Genomic DNA, 23,036 nt, shown 5'->3' on the forward strand with positions numbered 1-23,036 from the left:
GGTCGTCCCCCCAGTCATGAGCGGGGGGCGGGCCACATCTGGCCTCCAGGATCTTGATGCCTTGCGGGCGGCGGCGGCCCGATGCTGCGATGCGGGTGCATAGGCGCCGGTGAAGATCACATTCGCCAGCTATAACATCCACAAGGCCGTCGGCACCGATCGGCGCCGTGACCCGGACCGGATCATATCGGTGCTGCGTGAAGTGAACGCGGACATTATCGCCCTGCAGGAGGCGGACCGCAGATTGGGCGACCGCGCCAGCGTGCTGCCGCGCGCATGGCTCGACGATACGCATTGGCGTGTCGTCGAGGTGGCCCGCAGGCCTCGAAGCATTGGCTGGCACGGCAACGCGCTGCTCGTGCGCCGCGATTTCGATGTCGTCGCGGGCGAGGCGCTGGATCTGCCGACGCTTGAGCCGCGCGGGGCCGCGTGCGGGGAAGTGCGCATTGAGGGCCATCTCATCCGGATCATCGGCACCCACCTCGACCTGTCCGGCCTGCGCCGGCGGGACCAGATCCGCTCGATGCTGAACCATGTCGGTGCCTGTGACAGGAATCTGCCCACGGTCATCATGGGCGATTTCAACCAGTGGGGCCGCCAGACCGGCGCGATGCGCGAATTTGGCGAAGGCTGGCAGGTGATCACACCCGGTCGCAGCTACCCAAGCCGCCAACCGGTCGCCACGCTCGATCGGCTTGTCGCCAGCGGTCATTGGGAATGCACGGAGGCACAGGTGCACCATACCGCGCTGGCCGCGGCCGCATCGGACCATCTTCCGGTGATGGCCACACTCAATCTGACCAAAAAGTAATCACCCGCCTAAATATTGGGCATTGAGTCGCAGTTCCTCACTGTGCACCTCCCCCTTTCTCCCCCTGCCTCCCTTTTGGCACGCTTCGTGCTGCACTAGCGAAGGCCGGTGCTGGGATCGGTCGACAAACAAGAGGGGTGAGCGCGTGAAATTCATCATCGCAGTCATCAAGCCATTCAAGCTCGACGAAGTGCGCGAAGCGCTCGGCGCGATCGGTGTGGCCGGTATGACGGTGTCCGAAGTGAAGGGCTTCGGTCGCCAGAAGGGGCAGACCGAGATTTATCGCGGCGCCGAATATTCGACCAACATGTTGCCCAAGGTGAAGCTCGAAATCGCCGCCAGCGACGACCTCGCAGCGCAGGTGGTCGAGACCATCCAGCAAACCGCCAGCACCGAAGCGATCGGCGACGGCAAGATTTTCGTGCTCGACCTTGCCAGCGCCACGCGCATTCGCACTGGCGAAACCGGCGACACCGCACTGTGAAGACGATGAAGGGATCCACGATGCTTCGCACATTCACCCGCGCCGCCGCTACCGGCCTGGCGCTTTTCGCACCCATCGCGGCGCACGCACAGGAGGCCGCAGAGGCCGCCGTTGCCGTGCCCAACCCGGGCAACAACGCCTGGATGATGACCGCAACCGTGCTGGTCATGCTCATGATACTTCCCGGTCTCGCCCTGTTCTACGGCGGCCTGACCCGGTCCAAGAACATGCTGTCCACCATGACGCAGATCGGCGCCACCGCTTCGCTGGCGATGCTCATCTGGGTCATGTGGGGCTATTCGCTCGCCTTCGGTGACACGACTTACGAAGGCACGCTGGGCCTCTTCATCAGCGGCGGCAGCTATTTCCTTGCCGGTACCGATGCGAGCAGCACGGCTGCGACCTTCACCGATGAAGTGATCAGCAAATACGTCTTCATCAGTTTTCAGATGACCTTCGCGGCAATAACCGCGGCCCTGATTCTGGGCGCGACGGCGGAACGCATGAAGTTCAACGCCGTGATGGCGTTCGTGCCGCTTTGGCTGACGATCGTCTACTTCCCGATCGCGCACATGGTGTGGGCGGGTGGCGGCCTGCTGTTCGAAGATGGCGCGCTCGACTTTGCCGGCGGGACCGTGGTCCACATCAACGCAGGTGTATCGGGTCTCGTGCTTGCCTATCTCCTCGGCAAACGTCGCGGCTATCCGGCAGAGCCGATGCCGCCGCACAGCCTTACGCTCACCATGGTCGGCACCGGCCTGCTGTGGGTGGGTTGGTTCGGCTTCAACGCCGGCTCCGCTCTCGAAGCCGACGGTTCGGCGGGCCTTGCGATGATCAACACCTTCGTGGCCACCGCTGCCGGTGCGTTGACCTGGATGGTCATCGAACGTGCAGCCGGCCACAAGGGCAGCGCCCTTGGCTTCTGCTCGGGCGTCATTGCCGGCCTCGTGGCGGTCACTCCGGCGGCGGGCAACAGCGGCCCGTTCGGCGCGATCCTTCTGGGCATCGTCGCATCGGCGGTCTGCTACTTCGCGGTTGCCAAGGCGAAGGCCAAGTTCGGCTATGACGACTCGCTCGACGCGTTCGGGATCCACGGTATCGGCGGGATCGTCGGCGCCATCGGGACCGCGGTTGTCTACCAGCCGTTCCTCGGCGGCCCTGGCGACGGCTCGACCGCTCTGGGCGCGCAACTCGGCGTGCAGGTGTTCTCGGTACTCGTGACGATTGTCTGGGCTGCCGTCGGAACGCTTGTTGCCGGCCTTATCGTCAAGACGCTCATCGGCCTCCGGGTCACCGAAGAAACCGAAGTCGACGGCCTCGACATCGGCGAACACGGAGAGCGTGCCTACAACTGACCACAGGTTCGGCGGGGGGCCGCCCATATCTCTCCTCTCCTCCTGGGAGGTGCCCCCGCCAAACGATGTTCCTCCTGCGAACACCGCACCTCAAAGGGCCGGAGATCACTCTCCGGCCCCTTTTTTGTGTGTTGCAGAAGTGTAACAGCGGCACGCCTCTCGCCGGGTGCAAATCCAACGTGCCTTGCCTACTTGCTGGAAAAGTGAGCTATTTCGAGGCTTCGAGGGGTCGAAATTCAATTTCACACGAGGGGGATGCCATGAAGAAAGCAATTTCAGGGAAAATGGCAATCAGGACTGCGTTCCTTTGCAGCGCGTGCTCGGTCGCCGTGGCGACACCGGTACTGGCGCAGGAAGCGGAAAGCGCGGAACCAGCGCAGGCCATTATCGTCACCGGTACCCGCCAGTCGGATCGCTCGGCGGCTGACACCGTTGCACCTGTCGATGTCGTGTCCGGTGCGGAACTTACCAACCAGGCAGACAGCGATATCGGCAACCTGCTGCGCGTGTCCGTCCCGTCCTTCAATGTCGGCACCCAGCCGATTTCCGATGCGGCAACGCTAGTCCGCCCCGCCAACCTGCGCGGCCTGTCGCCGGACAACACGCTGGTGCTCGTCAACGGCAAGCGCATGCACCGCGCTGCCGTCATCACATTCCTCGGCGGCGGTATTTCCGATGGCTCGCAGGGGCCGGACATTTCCACCATCCCTGCAATCGCCATCAAGCAGCTTGAAGTCCTGCGCGACGGCGCATCGTCGCAATACGGTTCGGACGCCATTGCCGGCGTGATGAACTTCATCCTCAAGGATGACGCGCGCGGCGGTTCGGTCTCGGGCAAGTGGGGATCGACCTACGAAGGCGACGGCGACAATTACCAGATCGCCGCAAACATCGGCCTGCCGATCACCGATGCCGGGTTCCTGAACCTGAGCGCAGAGTACGGCGAATCCAATGCAACCAGCCGCTCGGTCCAGCGTACCGATGCGGCGGCCCTGATTGCTGCGGGTAATACCGCCGTGGCCGACCCGGCCCAGATCTGGGGCCAGCCCAACGTCAACGACGATTTCAAGTTCTACGCCAACTTCGGCATCGATCTGGCCCAGGACATCACACTCTACGCCTTCGGTAACTATGCCGAACGCAATGTCGATGGCGGCTTCTATTTCCGTAACCCGACCAATCGCGGCGGCGTTTACGCCGGCCCGCTGGTCGATCCGGCAACCGGCTTTGCCGATCCGGCAGGCGTGGCGTCCATCCTGGTGGGCGATCTGACCAACACCACCACTGGCGATTGCCCGGCCGGCATCCCGCTGACCGGCACCAATGGCCTGATCCCGGATGCCACCATCCTGGCGGCCGTTGCAGCGGACCCGAACTGCTTTTCCTTCGTGGAGCTTTTCCCTGGCGGTTTCACCCCGCGCTTTGGCGGTGACCTGAAGGACTACTCGGTCGCGGCAGGCCTTCGCGGCCAGCTGTTTGGCGGACTCGATTTCGACCTCAGCTATCGCCACGGCAAGAACGAGGTGAACTTCTTCATCCGCAACACGGTCAACGCTTCGCTCGGCCCGAACACGCCGACCGAATTCAATCCGGGCGGCTATTCGCAGAAGGAAAACCTGTTCAACCTCGACATCGGTCATGAGATCACGGTCGGAAGCGGCAGTGTCTATGTCGCGGCCGGTGCCGAATATCGGGACGAAACCTTCACGACCATCGCCGGCGATGCCGCAAGCTTTGCGCTCGGACCGCTCGCCCAGCCGACCGCCGCCTATCCGTTCGGCCAGGGCTTCTCGACCAGTTCGAACGGCTTTGGTGGCTTTTCCACCAACGCCGCCGGATCGGCCAAGGAAGACAACAAGGCAGCGTATATCGATGTCGAAGCCGACCTGATCGAAGCGTTGACGCTCCAGGCAGCCGTTCGCTACGAAGACACCAAGAGCTTCGGCAACACCACCACATGGAAACTGGGCGCGCTGTATCGTCTTTCGGATGCCTTCCGCGTTCGCGGGACCTATTCGACCGGCTTCCACGTTCCCACCGCCGGCCAGGCAAACGTCGTCAACGTGACCACGCAGTTCTCCAACGGGATGCTGCAGGACGAAGGCACGTTCCCGCTGTTCAGCGCCGCCGGTCTGATCGTTTCGGACTTTATCTCCGATACGACCGCCAACGGCGGACTTGGCCTAGCCCGTCCGACCTTGGGCCCTGAAAAAGCCGACAGCTTCACCCTGGGTGTTGCTGGCGACTTCGGCGACATCACCTTCACGCTCGATTATTTCAACATCAAGCTGAAGGACCGGATCTCGCGTTCGTCCACCATCAACTTCACCGACGCCCTGCTTTACCTGGCAGACCGCGAAGGCGTTGCGGCGGTCAGCACGACGACGGCCGGATTGCTGGCTGAACTGGATACGGCAGGGGTAATCGATCGCGGTGATTTCACCGGCTTCGAAGACCTCACCTCGTTCGCGTTCTTCAACAACGCTTTCGACACGCGCACCCAGGGCATCGACTTCGTCGCCAACGCCCGGCTGCGTTTGACCGACAGCGGCGACACGCGCGCAACCCTGGCTGTGAACTACACCAAGACCAGCGTGCTCAATGCGGATGTCACCATCTCCGATACCCGCATCCGCCAGCTTGAAGAAAACCTGCCCCGCTGGAAGGGCTTCCTGAACCTCACGCATGAACAGGGCCGTTTCCGCGGCCTGTTGCGCGCCAACTATTTCGGTGACTTCTACGAAGCCCACCTCGATGACGGCACGCTTCCGATCGATGCCGGGGCACGGGTAACCTTCGACGCAGAGCTCGGCTACGAAGTGGTCGACGGCTTTGAACTGGCGGTCGGCGCGCAGAACCTGCTGGACACCTATCCGACCCGCAACCCGTATGCGGGTATTGCAGGCGCGGAATACACCGTGACCTCGCCGTTCGGTTTCAACGGCGGCACCTACTATGTGCGGGCGCGCTACCAGTTCTAATCGGTAGAGCCTTGTAGTATGCATGAGGGGGCGGCTTTCGGGCCGCCCCCTTTTTCGTGTGCAGGTGGATTTGGATATGAAGATAAGGCTCGCCGTTCCCGACGACGCAAAGGCAATCGGCCAGTTGATGGGGCGCGCCATCGAAGAGCTTCAGCACGGTTTTCTGACCCCGGAACAGGTGGCCGCCTCCCATGCGGGGATGGGGCTCGACATGATGCTGATCGAAGACGGCACCTATTTCTGCGTGGAAGACGGCGATGAACTGGTCGGCTGCGGCGGCTGGTCGCGGCGGGCGACGCTATACGGCGGGGACCATTCCGCAGGGCGCGATTCGCGCCTGCTCGATCCGGCTACGGAGCGCGCCCGCATCAGGGCCATGTACACCCACCCGGAACACGTGCGTCGCGGGATCGGCGGCCTGATCCTCAGCGCCGCCGAAGACGCCGCACGCAACGAGGGGTTTCGTGAAATCGAAATGGCGGCGACCATGGCCGGAAAGCCATTCTATTTGACATGCGGGTACGCGATCGAGAGCGAATGGTACGACACCCACGGTGCGGTGCCCGTACCCCTGGCGACGATGGCCAAGTCTCTAGATTGATCGGGCCGAATACAACGCCCAGCCAGCCGCGATTGCAGCAGACGCCCAGGCAACCGCGATTATAACGGCCGCGACGGTCGAACGCGGGCGGTCGACGATGGCGTTCGCCTGCATCCTGAAGTCTGCCATCAGGCCGGGCGGTATCAGGCGCAGGACAAGCCAGATTCCAGCCGGGAGGATAATGATGTCATCAACCAGGCCCAGCACCGGAATGAAATCGGGTATAAGGTCGATCGGGCTCAACGCGTAACCGGCCACCAGGGCCGCCAGCACCCGTGCCGCCAACGGTGTGCGCGGGTCACGCGCCGCGACCCACAAGGCAACCACTTCGCGCCCGAGCGAACGAGCCCAGTCGCGCAGCCTACCCAGCCAACGCCGCCTTCACGAAATCGGCACAGCGTTCGCCGATCATGATGCTCGGTGCGTTGGTGTTCCCGCTGACAAGGCGCGGCATGATGCTGGCATCGGCAACATACAACCCGTCCACCCCGCGCGCCTTCAGCGTGGGATCGACCACGGCATCGGCATCGGCGCCCATCCGGCAAGTCCCTACCGGATGGTAGACCGTGTCCGCGCGGCTCCGGATCAGGGCGTCGAGTTCGGCGTCGTCATCGAGGTCGATCGGATACCGGTCCTTCGGTTCGTAGCGTGCCAGCGATGGCGATCCGGCGATGCGGTGCGAAAGACGCACCCCGGCCCGCATGGTCGCAATATCGCGGTCATCGTCAAAGAAATTCGGATCGATGCGCGGCGCATGTGCGGCATCGCGGCTATCGAGCCGCACTGTGCCGCGGCTTTCGGGCCGCAGCACGCACGCGTGAAGCGAAAACCCGTGCCCCTTCACCTTTTCCCGTCCGTGATCTTCCAGCATGGCCGGTACGAAATGCCACTGGATATCGGGTGCCGGTGCGTCGGGCATGACTTTCCAGAAACCGCCCGCCTCGGCGTAGGGGGTGGTCATGATGCCGGTACGCTTGCGCCGGTGTTCGACGATGGCCTTCGCCATACGGACCGTGCCTGCCAGGCTGTCGCCGATGAAGTCCTTGCTCTGGGTTTCCCAGCTCGAAACGTAATCGATGTGATCCTGCAGGTCCGATCCCACCGCGGGCTTGTCGAGCACTACGTCGATGCCGTGTTCCTGCAGATGCGCTGCCGGGCCGATCCCCGATAGCATCAGGATCTGGGGCGAGTTGAACGCGCCGGCTGACAGGACGACAGCGCCGCGCGCCCTGACCGTCCGCTCCTTGCCGCCAACCGCGTAGGTCACGCCCGTCACGCGCCCGTTCTCGACCTCGAGCCGTTGAACGGTCACGCCGATCCGGATGTCGAGGTTCTTCGATTTGCGCTTGGGTTCGACGTAGGCGCGCGCCGCAGACCAGCGTTCGCCATCCTTCTGCGTGACCTGGTAGAGGCCGAAGCCTTCCTGGTTCGCGCCGTTGAAGTCGTTGTTGCGGGGCAGTTGCAGCTGCGCCGCGGCCTCCACGAAGGCAAGGCTGCCCGGGTTCGGCCAATTCTGGTCGCTCACCCACAGCGGGCCGTCGTCGCCGTGAAAACCGTCTTCCCCGCGCACGTTGTGTTCCGCGCGTTTGAAGTAGGGGAGCACGTCGTCATACGCCCAACCGGCGCACCCGAGGGCAGCCCAATTGTCATAGTCGTACGAATTGCCGCGGATATAGACCATGGCGTTGATCGCGCTGGAGCCGCCAAGCCCGCGCCCCCGCGGTTGATACCCGATGCGTCCGTTCAGCCCCTTCTGCGGAACCGTTTCGTAACGGTAGTTCGACTTGTCCGTGAGGAATGGCATGAAGCCGGGCGTCTTGATCAGAAAGGTGTCGTTGCGCGGCCCCGCTTCGAGCAGGCAGACGCTTTTCCCAGCTTCCGCCAGCCGTCCGGATACCGCACTGCCGGCGCTGCCGCCGCCCACGACTATTACGTCGAACTCGTCCATGATCTCTCCTCTTCGCGGGAGAGGTTACGCAGCCTTCGACCCGCCCGCAATCGGGTTTTCAGATGAAACCGGCTTTTCAGTCGACCGCTGGCGTTCCTGCCAGCGCGCGCGAATCTGGTCGGACGTTTCGCGGGTGCCATCGTGGGTCCAGCCCGGTTCGCGCAGCAGATAGGAAAGCTTGTGGCGCCACGGGCTGCGCCGCATGTCCTGCGCGATGCCGATCCATTCGTGAAACACGGCCCAAAGCAGGTTGAAGCTGCCAAGCTGTCTGACGATGCCATAGCGGATCTTTTCGTCCCGCACTTCCTGTTCGAATGTGCCGAACAGCTTGTCCCAGACGATAAATACCCCGGCGTAATTTCGGTCGAGATAGCGGGGGTTGGTGGCATGATGGACGCGGTGATGGCTGGGCGTGTTCATGACGGCTTCGAACCAGCGCGGCATTCGGTCGATGGCTTCGGTGTGGATCCAGAACTGGTAGATCAGGTTGAAGCCCGCGCAGATCGCGATCATGCCGGGGTGGAACCCGACGAGTATCAGCGGCAGCTTGAACGCGAAACCAAGCGTCAGAAACCCTGTCCACGTTTGCCGCAGCGCGGTGCTGAGGTTGTAGTGCTGGCTGGAATGGTGGTTCACATGGCTGGCCCAGAACCACCGCACCCGGTGCCCGAAACGGTGAACCCAGTAATAGGCAAGATCATCGAGGACGAAGCAGGCCGCAAACGCCCACCAGGTCCACGGAACGTCGAACAGGCGGAACTGCCACAGCCACACGAACAGGGCGAAAAACGCGCCACCAAAGATCAGGCCCGACACGGTGCTGCCCAGCCCGAAGGCAAGGCTGGTCAGCGTGTCCCTCGGTTCGTAGGCGTCGCGCCGCTTCATCCGCGCCCAGATCATCTCGATCAGGACGAGCGCAACGAAGCCGGGAACGGCCAGTTCGGTGGGTGAGAAATCCGGCATGGTCAGGACCCTCCTATGCCTTCGATCGCCTGTACCCAAGCTTTAGGATCGGCCAGCACGAGCCGTACGCCGCCATAGCGTCTTTCCGCCGTTTCGATGACCAAGGCCTCGCCGTCGGGGCGAGCCGACGCTGCCTTGGTCAGCACACGCCCCGCGAAATGCGAACCGTGGGGGCGCAGCAACAGCACGCGGTCTTCGGCATCGCGCAGCAGGGCCCCGCGTCCATCGCGATCGATCGATATGGCGACAGGTTCGAACCCGCTTGCAGCTTCATCGGCGGCGCGCCGGGCGGCGTTCTCATCCGCCAGACGCGGCTCGGGCCCGAGTTTCAGCCAATACGCCAACCCCGCAAGCGCGAGGATTGCGGCGAGCGAGCCGAGAAACTGGATGAGGGCAGGTGGCAGGTCCATGGCAGAGGTCAGGATTGGCACGCGCCGCGCTTTGCGGCAAGCAGGGGAAAATCGGGAGATTGAAAATGAAATCCACCACTGCCCTGGCCATAATGTCCGCCTTGCTGGCCTCGCCCCTTTACGCGCAGGCCGCCGATCCCGTCGCGGAAGTCTCCGCGCAGAAAGATCGCACCGCACGCGTGGCGCAGCAGATATGGGACTGGGCCGAACTCGGCTATCTCGAAAGCCGATCCAGCGGGCTGTTGCAGGACGAACTGGAAGGCGAAGGCTTTGCGATCAAGCCCGGGGTCGCCGGAATTCCGACCGCCTTTGTCGCCGAATGGGGCACGGGCGGCCCGGTCATCGGGATACTCGCCGAATACGATGCCCTGCCGGGGATCAGCCAGTCGGGATCGGCGGCGCGCGATCCTCTGGCCGACAAGCATGCAGGGCACGCCTGCGGGCACAATCTTTTCGGTGCCGGCTCGCTGACCGCTGCAATCGCGGTGAAGCGCTGGCTCGAGCAGACGGGCACGCCGGGGCGCATCCGTTTGTATGGCACACCGGCTGAAGAAGGCGGTTCGGGCAAGGTATATATGGCGCGGGCCGGGCTGTTCGAAGATGTCGATGTGGCGCTGCATTGGCACGCCGACGACGAAAACAGCGCCGCTGCGCAGACCAGCCTCGCCAACCGGTCCGCCAAGTTCCGGTTCCGCGGGGTTTCGGCCCATGCCGCCGGCGCCCCCGAACGTGGTCGCAGCGCGCTCGATGGCGTCGAAGCGATGAACATGATGGTCAACATGATGCGCGAACACACCAGCATGAATACGCGGATCCATTACGTCATCACCGAAGGCGGCTCGGCGCCCAACGTGGTCCCCGATTTTGCCGAAGTCTTCTATTACGTGCGCCATTCCGACGCGGACGAGGTCCGGGCCTTGTGGACCCGTTTGGAAGCGGCTGCAAAGGGCGCGGCGCTGGGCACCGACACCAAGGTCGAATGGGAGATCATCCACGGCAACAACCCGTTGCTGGTCAACCAGACGCTAGCCCGCGTGATGGACGCCAAGCTGCAAAGCCTGGGCGGGATCGAATACACCGCCGAAGAACGGGCATGGGCCGAGGAAATATCGCGCAGCTTCGGCACCAACGCCGAACCGATCGATTCGGCTGCCAAGGTCCAGCCCTACGAAACGTCGCTTGGCTATGGTTCCACCGATGTCGGCGACGTGTCATGGGCCACGCCGACCGTCGGGGTCCGCACGGCAACCTGGGTTCCCGGCACCAGCGCGCACAGTTGGCAGGCGGTCGCCGCCAGCGGCAATTCGATTGGCCACAAGGGCGCGCAGCTGGCTGCCAAGGCCCTGACGCTGACCGCCGTGGAATTGTTCACCAATCCCGGATTGCGCGCCGCCGCACGGGCCGAATTCGATGCCTCACGCGGCGAAGGCTACGAATATCTGTCGCTGCTGGGGGATCGTGACCCGCCGCTCGACTTTCGCAAGTAGATCAGTCCTTCGCCTGCCCGGCGAGCATTTCCAGCGTCGGGCGGACAGGGCTGATATCGTAACCTGCGTTGGCGGCTGAAGCCGCCAGGGTGTCCGGTTCAACGCCGGCCTTCGCGCGGGCAAGTGCCCAGAGAAACGTCGAGCGGGTGCCCGAACGGCAATAACCCAGCACGGTCCCGCTTTGGCGAGCGATAGTATCGGCAAGGGCATCCACCTGCGCCATTCCGAAGCCGGAATGGTCGATGGGAATGGCAAGATAATCCATGCCGGCCGCGCGCGCCGAGGCCTCGATCTGTGCGCCTTGCGGCTCGCTTGGCGATTCGCCATCGGGCCGGTTGTTCACGATCAACGAAACGCCGGCCTCGGCCGCCTTCGCCACATCGTCGGGCGTCAATTGCGGGCTGGCGTAGAAATCGTCGGTCAGCTTGCGGAAATCGCTCATGCGGCATTCCTCAACGCTTCACGCTCGCGAATCCGGCGTCGCCGCTGGACGATGTTGAGTATCTCCACACCGACCGAGAAGCCCATGGCGGCATAAATGTAACCCTTGGGCACGTGGAACCCGAACCCGTCGGCGATCAGCACCAGGCCGATCATCACGAGGAAGGCGAGGGCCAGCATGACCAGCGTCGGGTTCTGTTCGATGAAGCGCGCCAGCGGATCGGCGGCCACCATCATGATGCCTACCGTGATGACGACCGCGGCGACCATGATCGGGATATCGTCCGTCATCCCGACGGCGGTCAGAATCGAATCGACCGAAAAGACCAGGTCGATTGCAACGATCTGGACGATCACGGCCCCAAAGGTTGCGGTTACCGCGCCCACGGTGCCCGGCGTCTTGTCCAGAAGATCGCCCGAATCATCCTCCGGCTCCATCGCATGGTGGATTTCCTTGGTCGCCTTCCACAAAAGGAACAGCCCGCCCGTCAGCAAGATCAGGTCGCGGCCCGAAAAGGCGGTCTCGAAACTGGGTTCACCGTAGTCGTTGGGCGACCCGACAATGCCGAGATCGAACAGCGGTGTCTGCAACGTCACCAGCCAGCCGATCAGCATGAGCATGCCGATTCGCATGATCAACGCCAGCGCAAGGCCGATGCGGCGCGCGCGCTGTTGCTGGTCTTCGGGCAGTTTGTTCGAGAGGATGGCAATGAAGATCAGGTTGTCGATGCCGAGCACGACCTCCAGCGCGATCAGTGTCAGCAGGGCCAGCCAGGCGGCCGGATCAAAAAGCAATGCCATGATGTCCATAGCCGCGCCTTTGCCAACCCGCCATCATTCGCGCAAGGGCCACGAGACGCCGCGATCGTCATGCGAAAATGTCACATCTGGCCATGCCGCAAGGTCGGAATACTAAAACATTCGCATGACGCGCCAATTCGCGCTATGTCGTTGCCAAGATGTGGCAGCGTGCGTGTTTCGTACGTGGCTGCCCGTATCCGGCGCGTCTTGCAGCCCCCGCGCCGGTGCTAATCGAACGACGGGCGGCACGAAGGTATAGTTCGACTTATGGGTTACGATAAAGGGCGGCGTCGCGGACGGGACAAGCGCGACGGTTTCGGGGAAGACAATTTCGATCCGTTCGGTGGTCCTCCGGCTGGTTTCACACCGCATGACAACTTCCGCGACGATCGTGGCGGCGGTGACCGTTACGGCGGCGGTGGCGGCGGAGATCGCTACAGCGGTGGCGGCAACCGTGGCGGCGGTGGCGGCGGCTTCGGCGGCGGCAATCGCGGCGGTGGCGGCGGTGCTGGCGGCGGTGGTGCAGGTGGCGGCGGCTTCAGCCGCATGCCCGCGCAGGTCGTCGGTACGGGCAAGGGCACCGTCAAGTTCTTCAACAGCCAGAAGGGCTTCGGCTTCATCCAGCAGGAAACTGGCGGTGAAGACGTTTTCGTTCACATCAGCGCTGTGGAACGTGCGGGTCTCGAAGGTCTGGCCGAAGGTCAGGAACTCGAATTCAACCTCGTTGATCGCGGCGGCAAGGTAAGCGCTCAGGACCTTCAGGTCGTGGGCGATGTTATCGCTGTCGAAAAGCGCGAAGAAGCTGCGCCACGGCGCGAGCTGACAGGCGAAAAGGCGACAGGCACGGTCAAGTTCTTCAACTCGATGAAGGGCTTCGGCTTCCTGACGCGCGATGACGGCCAGCCCGATGCGTTCGTGCACATCAGCGCGGTGGAACGTTCGGGTCTGCAGTCGATCGACGAAGGCGAACGCTACCAGTTCGACCTTGAAGTCGACCGACGCGGCAAGCATTCGGCGGTCAACCTCGTTCCCGTACAGGAGTGAGGCTGCCACGCCGCTTCCGGTTTGACCCGGGGCGCGCAAGGCAATAGATCGCTGGCAAGACCACAGATGGCGGTTCCCTTACGGGACCGCCATTTGTCTTTGACCTAAAGGATTTTCGGAGGACTCATGTCGATATCGCCGCTGATGCCCGTCTACCCCCGCTGCGGTGTCCGCCCGGTGAAGGGCGAACATTGCCACCTGATCGATGAAGACGGCACACGATACCTCGATTTCGCGAGCGGCATCGCGGTGAACCTTCTTGGGCACAGCCACGCTGGCCTGATTGGCGCGATCCAGAAGCAGGCGGAAACGCTGATGCACGTCTCGAACCTGTATGGCAGCCCGCAGGGTGAAGAACTTGCGCAGATGCTGGTCGACAAGACGTTTGCGGATACGGTCTTCTTCACCAACTCGGGTGCCGAAGCGGTCGAAACGGCGATCAAGACCGCTCGGGCCTATCACCAGCACGAAGATGGCGATGCCAATCGTACCGAACTGATCACGTTCACCAACGCGTTTCACGGGCGCACGATGGCCACGATCAGCGCCTCGAACCAGGACAAGATGCACAAGGGCTTCCTGCCGCTTCTTGCCGGGTTCAAATATGCCGAGTTCGACAATCTCGCTTCGGCGAAGGCCTTGGTCAGCGACAAGACTGCCGGTTTCCTGGTTGAGCCGATCCAGGGCGAAGGCGGCATTCGCCCCGCGTCGGATGAATTCATCCAGGGCCTGCGCGATATGTGCGCCGAGCACGATCTCATGCTCGTCTTCGACGAAGTCCAGTGCGGCGTGGCGCGTACGGGCAAGCTTTACGCCTATGAGCATTACGGCGTCGCGCCGGACATCATGGCCACGGCAAAGGGCATCGGTGGCGGCTTTCCGCTGGGTGCGTGCCTTGCCACTGAAAAGGCGGCGCGCGGCATGGTTTTCGGCACGCATGGGTCGACTTACGGCGGAAATCCGCTGGCGATGGCCGCCGGCAAGGCCGTGATGGATGCGGTCGCGAATGACGAATTCCTGGCCGAAGTCACCGAGAAGGGCGAGCGGCTGCGCGCACGGCTCGAGCAGTTCATCGGCAATTATCCCGAATTGTTCGAACTGGTACGCGGCAAGGGCCTGATGCTGGGCCTGAAGATGAAGGTCGAAAGCCGGCCGTTCTTTGTTCACCTGCGCGACAAGCACCAACTGCTGACGGTTGCGGCTGGCGACAACACCCTGCGGATTCTTCCGCCGCTGGTGGCCGGCGATGCCGAGTTCGACGAATTCTTCGACAAGCTTTCCGCAGGAGCGGCCAGCTACGATCCGGACGCTGCATGATGGCGGGCGGCGGTTCGCTTGAGCTGGCAGCGGCAGTGAGAAACTTTCTCGATCTGTCGGACGCTGGTGGCAACGCGATCGCCGCCATGCTTGCCGACGCGCAAGACCGAAAGGCGGCTCGAGGCGGCTGGCCGAAAGGTCGTCCGGATGGCGATGCCCCGCTCGCCGGTCATGTGTTGGCGATGGTTTTCGAGAAGAACTCCACGCGGACCCGCGTCAGTTTCGATATGGCGATGCGCCAGCTGGGCGGATCGTCGCTCATACTGGACTCCGGCACCAGCCAACTGGGCCGCGGCGAAAGCATCGCGGATACGGCACGCGTGCTCAGCCGGATGGTCGATGCGATCATGATCCGGACCGATGATCATGCCAAGGCGGAAGAACTCGCGCATTATGCCCACGTTCCGGTCATCAACGGTCTGACGGACCGGTCGCACCCCTGCCAGATCGTCGCGGACCTTCTTACGATGGTTGAACATGGCAAGGCGCTTCCGGGCCTGGAGCTGGCCTGGCTTGGGGATGGCAACAATGTCCTGCACTCGATTCTCGAGGCAGCGGGATTGTTCAAGTTCAACGTTCGCGTGGGAACCCCGCAAGGCTATGAACCGGAAGCCGAATTTGTGGAAATGGCGCGCGCGGGCGGCGCGAAGGTCACGCTGACGCATGACGCCGCCGAAGCGGCTGCGGGGGCTGATATCCTCGTCACTGACACCTGGGTGTCGATGGGGCAGGACCACGTCCACAACAAGCTGGCGGCGATGGACCCGTTTCGGGTCGACGCCAAACTGATGGCACGGGCCAAGCCCGATGCCCGCTTCCTGCACTGTTTGCCCGCGCATGTTGGCGACGAGGTTAGCGCCGATGTCTTTGAGGGCAGCCAGTCGGTCGTGTTCGACGAGGCGGAAAATCGCATACACGCGCAGAAATCGGTCCTGCTCTGGTGCTTCGGCAAACTCTGACCCTTTCTTCCCCCCTGACAATCGCATCCATCGCCCCCATATGGCCGCGATGAACACAAATCCGACAGGACCGGAAGAAACCTTCGCCGGGCAATTGCTTGGCTTCACCATCGCATCGCGCAGCGCGCGGGGGCGGGTGGTGCGCCTCGACAAGACTCTGGACACCATCCTTTCCGCGCATGCGTATCCGCCGCCGATCACCCACCTCCTGGCCGAAGCCCTCGTGCTGGCGGCCCTGATGGGCGGTTTGGTCAAGAACGATGGATCGCAGGTGACGATGCAGGCCCAGACCGAATCCGGCGCCGTTCGGTTGCTGGTGTGCGACTTCAAGGGAGGGGAGCTTCGCGGTTACGTCGATTTCGATGAAAGCCGACTTTCCGAACTGGGGGCGAACCCGTCGCTCTTTGCACTGTTCGGCAAGGGTTATCTGGCGATCACCTTCGACATGGCAGGTGACAAGGGCCGGTATCAGGGCATTGTCCCTCTCGAAGGTGACAGTCTGTCCGAAGCGTGCGAGCGTTACTTTTTCCAGTCCGAGCAGGTTCCGACCTTGATCAGGTGCGCGGTGCGTTCGGGCGGCGAGAACTGCGTGGCTGCCGGCATGCTTCTTCAGCACCTGCCCGATGGCGAAGAAGGCCGTGACCGAATTCATGCCCGCCTCGATCACCCCGAATGGGAGCATGTGGCAATTCTCGGCGGTTCTATCCGCCACGACGAGCTGATCGACCCGGACCTGTCTCTGGAAGCCATAGTATGGCGCCTCTTCCACGAGGAGGCCGAAGTGCTTGTCGAAAAAGGCTCCGCAATCTCACGCGGCTGCCGCTGTTCGGTCGAGCATTACCACGAGGTGCTGGCAAAGTTCCCCGAAGCGGACCGGGACGACATGCGGAACGAGAATGGGATCATTCTGGTCGATTGCGCCTTTTGTTCCAGGCAGTTCGCGATCGAATGACTGCGGCGTGTCGTTGTTATACAACGGTTAAGCGCGGTTCTGGTGTAATGTATGAATATGCGAATCGCAGTCTCCCCTTGGGGGACGCAAGCTAAGGGCATGAAATGAGACGGATGGACAAGATCACGATGGCAATTGCGGCACCGTTGGCGGTGTTGGCGGCGCCCGTGCTCGCCCAGGCGTCCCTCGCCATGCTCGACAGTCTGGACAAAGGTGCCTGGGAAGTACGGTACCGGGACGGAAGCGCCACGCGAAAGGTCTGCGTACGCGGGGGCCGTGAATTCATTCAGCTGCGGCATTCGGATAAGGGCTGCAATCGATTCGTCGTGGAAGACGGCGCGAACGAGGTGGCGGTTCAATACACATGCCGCGGCAACGGATATGGCCGGACCAATATCCGCAAGGAGACGTCCAGCCTGGTGCAGATCGACAGCCAGGGCATTGCCGACGGCAAGCCTTTCCAGTTTTCCGCCGAAGCGCGCCGAACCGGACAGTGCGGCTGACGGTTGCTCGGCGCCGCGTTCCGTCCTAGCGGGACGGACCATGACAAGCATTGATGCAAAGGCGCCGGGACCGGCGGTTGTCCTTCTATCCGGCGGGCTGGATTCGATGGTCAGTGCGGCCATCGCCCTGGAACGCGGGCACACGGTTCACGCCCTCACCATCGACTATGGCCAACGCCACGTCCGGGAACTGGAATCCGCTCGTGCCATCGCTCAGAAACTGGGTGTCGAACGACACGTCCTTCTTCCGCTGGACCTGCGCCAGTTTGGCGGGTCGGCGCTGACGGCGGATATTGCCGTGCCCAAGGATGGGGTTGGCGGCGATATTCCGGTCACTTATGTGCCGGCGCGCAATCTGGTGTTTCTCGCGTTGACGACGGCCTTTGCCGAAACCGCCGCGTCGCGTGACATATTCATCGGGGTGAACGCGCTCGATTACTCGGGTTACCCCGATTGCCGTCCGGAATTCATCGCCAGCTTTGCCGAAACCGCGCGGCTGGGAACCAAGCAGGGCGTCGAGGGCAATCCGTTCACCATTCACGCCCCGCTGCAGCATATGTCGAAAGCGGATATCGCCCGCGAATGCCACCGCCTCGGACTCGATCCGGCATGGAGTTGGTCCTGTTACGATCCGACTTCTGAAGGGTTGGCTTGCGGCGCGTGCGATTCGTGTCGCTTGCGGCGAAAAGGCTTTGCGGATGCAGGGCTTGTCGATACCAGTCCCTATTCCGAGAACGCCCCTTCGCTGATGGAGTAGAGATTTGACCGAGCAGACCGCCGACGCCGTTCCTGAATCTTCAGGTACTAACAGTGCAGTCGACGGAAAGGTCCCAGCCTACAGCTGGTATGCGCTCAGCGTGTTGGTCCTCATCTATGTCCTGAACTTCATCGATCGGCAGATCCTCTCGATCCTCGCGAACGACATCAAGGCCGACCTGGGCGTCGAAGACGATTATCTCGGCTTTCTTTACGGGACTGCGTTCGCAGTCTTCTACGCTCTGTTTGGAATCCCCTTGGGACGCCTTGCCGATAGCTGGCATCGAGTCAGACTGATGGCGATCGGTCTCGCCTTGTGGTCGACCATGACGGCGCTGTCCGGCTTCGCGAAGAACGCCACCATGCTTACGGCGGCGCGCATCGGGGTTGGTGTTGGTGAAGCAACCGCGAGCCCTTCAGCCTATTCGCTGATATCTGACTGGTTTCCCGCCCGCTTGAGGGCCACGGCTCTCGCGATCTATTCGTCGGGCCTCTACATCGGCGGCGGTATCTCGCTGCTCATTGGCGCGTTGATTGTCGAAAACTGGAATGCGGCCTATCCCGACGGTGGCCCACTCGGCCTGGCAGGCTGGCAAGCGGCCTTTCTGGCGGTTGGCATACCGGGCCTGCTTCTGGCGCTGTGGGTTCTTACTCTGCGTGAGCCTGTTCGCGGCGCGATCGATGGTCTGCCGACGCCTTCGGACCCGGCTCCGTTTCGCGGCTTCGTGCGCGAACTTTTCCAGGTCATCCCGCCCTTCACGGTTTTCGGCGCAGCAGCGCGTGGTCGCGGAGCGTTAGTGGTCAATCTGCTGGGCGCTGCAGGGTTTGCGCTGACTGCCTGGCTGCTGTCCAAATGGACGGGCGTCGTAGAGCAATGGGTGTTTCTGGGTGTCGGCTATTACGCGGTATTCAGCTGGGCGATGGGCCTGCGCGCGCGCGATTTGCCCACGTTCCGGCTCACTTGGGGATCGCCCGCCTTCCTGTGCGTTATTCTCGGATACGGCACGGTGTCGTTCATGGCCTACGCGGTTTCATACTGGGGCGCGCCCTATGCGGAGAGGGCCCTGGGTGTCTCCAAATCCGAGCTCGGCTGGTTCCTTGGGGCACCCGCCGCAGTGGCCGGATTTCTCGGCGTGATCCTCGGCGGACGGATGGCAGATTTCCTGCTGACCAAACGACCCGAGGGCAGGGTGTATGTGATCCTGTTCGGCCTTGTGATGCCGATCCCGGCGATGCTGGTTGCCTTCACGACCGCCGATGTCACGGTTTTCTTCATCGCCAGCTTCTTTGCCCAGATGCTCAGCGCATCGGCACTTGGAGCCGCTGCGGCTTCCAGTCAGGCTCTCGTCCTGCCCCGCATGCGAGGGCTCGCGACGGCTACGTTCTTCCTCGCGACAACGCTTATCGGGCTTGGCTTGGGGCCGTTCACAGCGGGTTACGTATCGGCCACCAATGGCGATGATCTAGCGAAAGGCGTTCTTGCCACCTTGGTGGCGGCACCGTTCGGGCTGGCGCTGCTCGTGGCTGCCTTGCGGCTTGTACCAAAGGCGAGCGCCAGCGTCGTTGAACGCGCGCGCGAAGCAGGTGAAGTAATCGCCTGACCGGCGCGGCCTTAGGCTGCCTCGATCACCCCGCAGGCAATTCGGGCGCCAGCGTCTCCGGCTGGGTCGCTGCGATAATCATCGGGTCCGGCATGGATAACGACAGCCGTTCCGTCTTCATCGAAGATGTCGGCCAAGATCGCGTCAGATTCGCCCTGAAGATCGACCTGGACGGCCGCGCTGCGATTTGATCCGACTTGCAGGTTGGGCATGTCGCCCAAATGCATTCCACCTGTTGAGAGCGAACCATGTGTTCTGTTGCCCGGGTTGAGGTGGCCGCCGGCGCTCGTGAAACCGGGTGCGGTGCATTGACCGGTCGTATGAAGATGGAACCCATGCTGCCCCTCGGTCAAACCCGTCACCGCCACTGCAACCGAAATGGTATTGCCGTTCCTGATCAACTGGGCGCTTCCAACGGGTAGGCCGTTTGCCTGTCGCAACGTGGCGGTTCCAATGCGTTCGTCAGGGATGGTGTCGATCGTAGTGCAGCCTGAAAGGGCCAGGCCTGCGGCCAGCGCGAGAGTGTAGGTTGTACGCATCGAAATCCTCCGGAAATTGCATTCTCGATTAGGCAACGAAAAAGGGGCCGGATTGCTCCGGCCCCTCAATCTTTTTCGCGAAATCGCGAAGCTTACATGCCCGAACCCGGACCGTAGGTGATTTCAACACGACGGTTCTGAAGTTCACGGACACCGTCCGCAGTCGGCACGCGGGGCTGCGATTCACCGAACGCTTCGCTGCCAATCCGGCCATCCGGAATGCCACGCGAGGTCAGGTAACCACGAACCGAAGCGTTACGACGCTCGGCCAGACCCATGTTGTATGCCACGGTACCCGAACGGTCGGTGTGACCAGCAAGCATCACGGCAGCAGTGCCGCAGTTTGCGTAGGCCGAAACCGCGTTGTCGAGGATCGTTGCCGCTTCCGGAGTGATCGCCGATTCGTCCCAGTTGAAGAAGACGATGTACGGGCCCTGCTCACACACAGCAGCCGGAGGCGGCGGCGGGGGCGGCGGGGGCGGGGGCGGGGGCGGGGGCGGCGGGGGCGGCGGGGGCGGAGGAGCAACCGGCGCACCGAAGTTGTAGGTCAGCGTACCCAGGATCGAGTGGCTACGGATATCGTCCTTCGCGGTGTTGCCAGCGAGGTCAACCAGGCTGACGCCGCTTGCGTTGAAGAAACGATAGCGAAGGCCAACGTCAACATTGTCGCTGAGCGGAGCGCGAACGCCCGCCAGAACCTGCCACGCCATGCCGCTGTCGGAATCGTCGAGAGCAGTTACACCGGCACCCGAGATGTCAACGCTCGTACGGGCAACGCCGACACCGCCGCCGACAAAGCCCTGAAGGCCGTCATCGGGACCGAAGTCGAACATGCCGTTGAGCATGAACGAAAGCGAGCTGGTCGAACCGCTCGTGTTGTAGATGCCGGTCGGCAGGGTGTTGCCGTTCGAGGTCAGAAGGCCGAGCGAGCCGACGTTCAGACCTTCGATGTCTGCTTCGCGATAGCTGACTTCGGCTTCAGCGCGAAATGCGCCGAAATCGTAGCCAACGAAGCCACCAAAATCATAACCGAAGTCATGATCGACCGACAGTACGTCACCGCCGGAGTTACGATCGAAGTTCGTGTCTTCGACGATCATTGCGCCGCCTTCGAGGCCGACATACCAGCTGTCGTCCTTTGCCAAGGCAGGCGATGCAAGGGCCGTCGAGGCCATCGCCATTCCTATGACGAAATTCCGCATTATAGTTTCCCCTTTTTGCGAATAAGAGCCACCGAGTGGGCGATATCTAACTTTTAGCCCATTGGGTGGCAAGCGGACAATGTCCGCAAACTGTTGCAATTTTGTCGCTCTTGCGGGCGATATTCTTGTGAAACGTGAAAGGGATACCCTCCATGCCGATGCTAACGCGGGTCTTGGTATACAGTTCCCGGTTAATTTTCCGAGATTATTCCAACACTCTTCATAGCTGCCACTATTGCTTGAATGGCTGTTCTTGCTTGCGCATCGATTGTCGTTCCACCTTGCGGTAGTGGAGGTGTTTGCGCTTGGTGCCACGCTCCGTCGTAAAGGGCAAGGCTGCTGCGATCGGCGACATAGACCGACATTCCGGCGTGGGGGGAGATAAACGTCCACTGGGCTCCGTCCCAGAAGGCCAGCGAATCGTCCTTTCCGGTCCAGTCGCCTGACGCCCCGGGTGCTACGATCCAGCATTTGCCCGGGCCCGGTGCAGGAGGTGGGGAAGATGTGACGGCAGTGGCAACAGGGTGCAGCAACGCATCGATCCGCGCGAGGCTTTCGTTTACGAACAGTTCTTTCTGCACCTGGCCGGCAATAAGGTAGGGCAATCCATGGCGCGGCGTCGTGTCGGTGAATTCGATGGGTTCGGACATGTTTGTCTCCGCTCAGGGGGCAATGGGAAGGGCGCCTAGGAGCAGCGCGCGGGATTTTTCGAAGGTACCGACTTGCCGGACCCAAACGGACTCGCCGGCGTAATCCGCCAGCAGCGGGGCAGCGGTCGATTGGTCGAATGACAACATCGATTCGGTGGTCGTGAAGATGGCCCGGGGCGTGGAAACCGGCCCGATACCGACCTCATACCGCCCGCGTGAGCAGGGACAGTTCGGCAAGGCGATCCTCCTCGCTCAGCTCCATCAGCGAACGGAGCCATACGCTACGCTGAGGCATCGAAATCCGTGCGATCCTGGTCCGCATCGATGGCCAGTTGCCGCTGGCGCATCTTTTCCAGCTTGGCGTTGATCGACGCGATAATCGCGTCCTCGTCCTCGTTGGCCCGCAATGCCTTCTGGCGGCCCACCGATTCCCGGTGCGCGGACAGCAGGCGAAAGGCGATCGCGTTGTCGTATTTGCGGCGAGATTTTGCCGGCCCGCCGCCGGTCAGCTCGCCAATCCGCAGGCGCCGCAGCAGGTCCATTTCGAGATTGTCGTAGCCTTCCGCCAGGGCTTCATGCCAGCGGCGGTAGAAATCGGGTTCGCTGCGCCGTGCCTTGTACACCGTGCTCGCATCGACCCCGGCCTTGTCGGCGGCCCTTGTTACGTTGGATGTCAGCGCCAGTTCGGCGAGGAACATGTCGCGCCACGCCTTTGGGGCGCGGCGGCGGGTCTTGCCTTTTGCCATTGTCCCGTCCTCCCTCTGTGCGAAGCCGGAAACGCGAAAGGGCGGCGCGGTCCACTTGACCGAGCCGCCCTTCAAGCCCCTGGGGGCTGGCGAATCACACTATCGCGATGTTCCTTTTGTCTAGGCGATTGTGTCTTTTACAAACCCATAGCCCAAAGGCCGCAGAAAACCGCCGTTTCGACTAACCCAATAGGTAAAACAGCAGCCGGATAATCCCGTACCCAATCAAGGGCAGGAGGATGAAGGCTCCCATGAAGCGGTGCAGGTTCTGGCGCTCGCGGTCGTTCATGCGGTCAGGTAGGCAGATCGAGGGTGAGTAGGAAATCCTCCATTAATGAGACATAACTCAGGAATAAGAGGGCATTCACTTCTACGCAGTATATTGAGTGCATTCTACCGATATGGGCTTGCCGCGGCAACACTGAGTCCATATGTAAGCACGCAACAAAGGGAGCTAAGTATGCATATGAAGATTGGCTTCGACA

At 62.3% G+C, this 23,036-nt stretch carries 23 protein-coding genes; 13 read left to right on the forward strand and 10 right to left on the reverse strand.

Annotation, left to right across the window (positions count from 1 at the left end; genetic code table 11):
* Positions 1-109 precede the first annotated feature (109 nt).
* From VR863_RS13965 to VR863_RS13985, 5 genes are all read left to right on the forward strand, one after another.
* Entirely contained in the window at positions 110-811 is a 702-nt protein-coding gene (locus tag VR863_RS13965) for an endonuclease/exonuclease/phosphatase family protein (protein ID WP_324829075.1), read from the forward strand.
* A 145-nt stretch (positions 812-956) separates the two neighbouring features.
* Positions 957-1,295 carry a P-II family nitrogen regulator gene (locus tag VR863_RS13970; protein ID WP_324829076.1) on the forward strand — a complete coding sequence of 113 codons (339 nt, stop codon included), beginning with the start codon at positions 957-959 and terminating at the stop codon, positions 1,293-1,295.
* A gap of 20 nt (positions 1,296-1,315) precedes the next feature.
* Positions 1,316-2,650, forward strand: a complete 1,335-nt coding sequence (locus VR863_RS13975) for an ammonium transporter (protein ID WP_324829077.1) — start codon at positions 1,316-1,318, stop codon at positions 2,648-2,650.
* Between the two features lie 284 nt (positions 2,651-2,934).
* Positions 2,935-5,631 (forward strand): TonB-dependent receptor plug domain-containing protein, encoded by a 2,697-nt coding sequence (locus VR863_RS13980; RefSeq protein WP_324829078.1) that lies wholly within the window; start codon positions 2,935-2,937, stop codon positions 5,629-5,631.
* Between the two features lie 76 nt (positions 5,632-5,707).
* Positions 5,708-6,232, forward strand: a complete 525-nt coding sequence (locus VR863_RS13985) for a GNAT family N-acetyltransferase (protein ID WP_324829079.1) — start codon at positions 5,708-5,710, stop codon at positions 6,230-6,232.
* On the opposite strand, the gene VR863_RS13990 is transcribed toward VR863_RS13985, so the two are convergent.
* From VR863_RS13990 to VR863_RS14005, 4 genes are all read right to left on the reverse strand, one after another.
* Entirely contained in the window at positions 6,224-6,517 is a 294-nt protein-coding gene (locus VR863_RS13990; protein WP_434784998.1) for a YkvA family protein, read from the reverse strand. The two genes, VR863_RS13985 and VR863_RS13990, sit on opposite strands and share 9 nt — an antisense overlap.
* 76 nt (positions 6,518-6,593) lie before the next feature.
* Positions 6,594-8,180, reverse strand: coding sequence for a GMC family oxidoreductase (locus tag VR863_RS13995; RefSeq protein WP_324829080.1), 1,587 nt, complete (start codon positions 8,178-8,180; stop codon positions 6,594-6,596).
* 24 nt (positions 8,181-8,204) lie between these two features.
* Complete coding sequence (locus tag VR863_RS14000; protein ID WP_324829081.1) at positions 8,205-9,143, reverse strand: sterol desaturase family protein; 939 nt, start codon at positions 9,141-9,143, stop codon at positions 8,205-8,207.
* Between the two features lie 2 nt (positions 9,144-9,145).
* A complete protein-coding gene (locus VR863_RS14005) occupies positions 9,146-9,574 on the reverse strand; it encodes a hypothetical protein (protein WP_324829082.1) in 429 nt (142 codons plus the stop codon).
* 44 nt (positions 9,575-9,618) lie between these two features.
* Between VR863_RS14005 and VR863_RS14010 the strand changes: the two genes are divergently transcribed.
* Positions 9,619-11,040, forward strand: a complete 1,422-nt coding sequence (locus VR863_RS14010) for an amidohydrolase (protein ID WP_324829083.1) — start codon at positions 9,619-9,621, stop codon at positions 11,038-11,040.
* 1 nt (position 11,041) lies between these two features.
* Here VR863_RS14010 and VR863_RS14015 read toward each other — a convergent pair whose 3' ends face one another.
* Complete coding sequence (locus VR863_RS14015) at positions 11,042-11,482, reverse strand: protein tyrosine phosphatase family protein (protein ID WP_324829084.1); 441 nt, start codon at positions 11,480-11,482, stop codon at positions 11,042-11,044.
* The gene (locus VR863_RS14020; RefSeq protein ID WP_324829085.1) at positions 11,479-12,291 is read right to left on the reverse strand and encodes a TerC family protein; all 813 of its coding nucleotides are present in this window, start codon (positions 12,289-12,291) and stop codon (positions 11,479-11,481) included. Before VR863_RS14020 ends, VR863_RS14015 begins: the two co-directional genes overlap by 4 nt.
* Before the next feature lie 258 nt (positions 12,292-12,549).
* Between VR863_RS14020 and VR863_RS14025 the strand changes: the two genes are divergently transcribed.
* The 7 genes from VR863_RS14025 to VR863_RS14055 all read left to right on the forward strand — a co-directional run bounded on the left by VR863_RS14025 (position 12,550) and on the right by VR863_RS14055 (position 19,414).
* Entirely contained in the window at positions 12,550-13,326 is a 777-nt protein-coding gene (locus VR863_RS14025) for a cold-shock protein (protein WP_324829086.1), read from the forward strand.
* A 126-nt stretch (positions 13,327-13,452) separates the two neighbouring features.
* Positions 13,453-14,643 carry an aspartate aminotransferase family protein gene (locus VR863_RS14030; RefSeq protein WP_324829087.1) on the forward strand — a complete coding sequence of 397 codons (1,191 nt, stop codon included), beginning with the start codon at positions 13,453-13,455 and terminating at the stop codon, positions 14,641-14,643.
* Positions 14,643-15,602, forward strand: coding sequence for an ornithine carbamoyltransferase (argF, locus tag VR863_RS14035; RefSeq protein WP_324829290.1), 960 nt, complete (start codon positions 14,643-14,645; stop codon positions 15,600-15,602). Before VR863_RS14030 ends, argF begins: the two co-directional genes overlap by 1 nt.
* A 49-nt stretch (positions 15,603-15,651) precedes the next feature.
* Positions 15,652-16,554, forward strand: a complete 903-nt coding sequence (hslO, locus tag VR863_RS14040) for an Hsp33 family molecular chaperone HslO (protein WP_324829088.1) — start codon at positions 15,652-15,654, stop codon at positions 16,552-16,554.
* A gap of 113 nt (positions 16,555-16,667) precedes the next feature.
* Positions 16,668-17,057 (forward strand): hypothetical protein, encoded by a 390-nt coding sequence (locus VR863_RS14045; protein ID WP_324829089.1) that lies wholly within the window; start codon positions 16,668-16,670, stop codon positions 17,055-17,057.
* Positions 17,058-17,097: 40 nt separating this feature from the next.
* Positions 17,098-17,814 (forward strand): 7-cyano-7-deazaguanine synthase QueC, encoded by a 717-nt coding sequence (queC, locus tag VR863_RS14050; protein ID WP_324829090.1) that lies wholly within the window; start codon positions 17,098-17,100, stop codon positions 17,812-17,814.
* A 4-nt stretch (positions 17,815-17,818) separates the two neighbouring features.
* Entirely contained in the window at positions 17,819-19,414 is a 1,596-nt protein-coding gene (locus VR863_RS14055) for a spinster family MFS transporter (protein ID WP_324829091.1), read from the forward strand.
* 11 nt (positions 19,415-19,425) lie between these two features.
* Here the strand turns inward: VR863_RS14055 and VR863_RS14060 are convergent, their stop codons facing one another.
* The 4 genes from VR863_RS14060 to VR863_RS14075 all read right to left on the reverse strand — a co-directional run bounded on the left by VR863_RS14060 (position 19,426) and on the right by VR863_RS14075 (position 22,551).
* Complete coding sequence (locus VR863_RS14060) at positions 19,426-19,953, reverse strand: superoxide dismutase family protein (protein WP_324829092.1); 528 nt, start codon at positions 19,951-19,953, stop codon at positions 19,426-19,428.
* 92 nt (positions 19,954-20,045) lie between these two features.
* Positions 20,046-21,155, reverse strand: coding sequence for an OmpA family protein (locus tag VR863_RS14065; RefSeq protein WP_324829093.1), 1,110 nt, complete (start codon positions 21,153-21,155; stop codon positions 20,046-20,048).
* Between the two features lie 191 nt (positions 21,156-21,346).
* Entirely contained in the window at positions 21,347-21,805 is a 459-nt protein-coding gene (locus tag VR863_RS14070) for a DUF2793 domain-containing protein (RefSeq protein ID WP_324829094.1), read from the reverse strand.
* 281 nt (positions 21,806-22,086) lie between these two features.
* A complete protein-coding gene (locus VR863_RS14075) occupies positions 22,087-22,551 on the reverse strand; it encodes a hypothetical protein (protein WP_324829095.1) in 465 nt (154 codons plus the stop codon).
* Positions 22,552-23,036: the final 485 nt, after the last annotated feature.

Origin of the sequence: Qipengyuania zhejiangensis, assembly GCF_035607565.1 — a bacterium.
GTDB classification, from domain to species: Bacteria; Pseudomonadota; Alphaproteobacteria; order Sphingomonadales; family Sphingomonadaceae; genus Qipengyuania; species Qipengyuania zhejiangensis.

Excerpts from the sequence above, each read along its gene's own strand:
- VR863_RS13975 (WP_324829077.1), top strand. The coding sequence starts at position 1,316 with ATGCTTCGCACATTCACCCGCGCCGCCGCTACCGGCCTGGCGCTTTTC.
- VR863_RS13980 (WP_324829078.1), top strand. The coding sequence starts at position 2,935 with ATGGCAATCAGGACTGCGTTCCTTTGCAGCGCGTGCTCGGTCGCCGTG.
- VR863_RS13985 (WP_324829079.1), top strand. The coding sequence starts at position 5,708 with ATGAAGATAAGGCTCGCCGTTCCCGACGACGCAAAGGCAATCGGCCAG.
- VR863_RS13995 (WP_324829080.1), bottom strand. The coding sequence starts at position 8,180 with ATGGACGAGTTCGACGTAATAGTCGTGGGCGGCGGCAGCGCCGGCAGT.
- VR863_RS14000 (WP_324829081.1), bottom strand. The coding sequence starts at position 9,143 with ATGCCGGATTTCTCACCCACCGAACTGGCCGTTCCCGGCTTCGTTGCG.
- VR863_RS14010 (WP_324829083.1), top strand. The coding sequence starts at position 9,619 with ATGAAATCCACCACTGCCCTGGCCATAATGTCCGCCTTGCTGGCCTCG.
- VR863_RS14015 (WP_324829084.1), bottom strand. The coding sequence starts at position 11,482 with ATGAGCGATTTCCGCAAGCTGACCGACGATTTCTACGCCAGCCCGCAA.
- VR863_RS14020 (WP_324829085.1), bottom strand. The coding sequence starts at position 12,291 with ATGGACATCATGGCATTGCTTTTTGATCCGGCCGCCTGGCTGGCCCTG.
- VR863_RS14025 (WP_324829086.1), top strand. The coding sequence starts at position 12,550 with ATGGGTTACGATAAAGGGCGGCGTCGCGGACGGGACAAGCGCGACGGT.
- VR863_RS14030 (WP_324829087.1), top strand. The coding sequence starts at position 13,453 with ATGTCGATATCGCCGCTGATGCCCGTCTACCCCCGCTGCGGTGTCCGC.
- argF (WP_324829290.1), top strand. The coding sequence starts at position 14,643 with ATGGCGGGCGGCGGTTCGCTTGAGCTGGCAGCGGCAGTGAGAAACTTT.
- hslO (WP_324829088.1), top strand. The coding sequence starts at position 15,652 with ATGAACACAAATCCGACAGGACCGGAAGAAACCTTCGCCGGGCAATTG.
- VR863_RS14045 (WP_324829089.1), top strand. The coding sequence starts at position 16,668 with ATGGACAAGATCACGATGGCAATTGCGGCACCGTTGGCGGTGTTGGCG.
- queC (WP_324829090.1), top strand. The coding sequence starts at position 17,098 with ATGACAAGCATTGATGCAAAGGCGCCGGGACCGGCGGTTGTCCTTCTA.
- VR863_RS14060 (WP_324829092.1), bottom strand. The coding sequence starts at position 19,953 with ATGCGTACAACCTACACTCTCGCGCTGGCCGCAGGCCTGGCCCTTTCA.
- VR863_RS14065 (WP_324829093.1), bottom strand. The coding sequence starts at position 21,155 with ATGCGGAATTTCGTCATAGGAATGGCGATGGCCTCGACGGCCCTTGCA.
- VR863_RS14070 (WP_324829094.1), bottom strand. The coding sequence starts at position 21,805 with ATGTCCGAACCCATCGAATTCACCGACACGACGCCGCGCCATGGATTG.
- VR863_RS14075 (WP_324829095.1), bottom strand. The coding sequence starts at position 22,551 with ATGGCAAAAGGCAAGACCCGCCGCCGCGCCCCAAAGGCGTGGCGCGAC.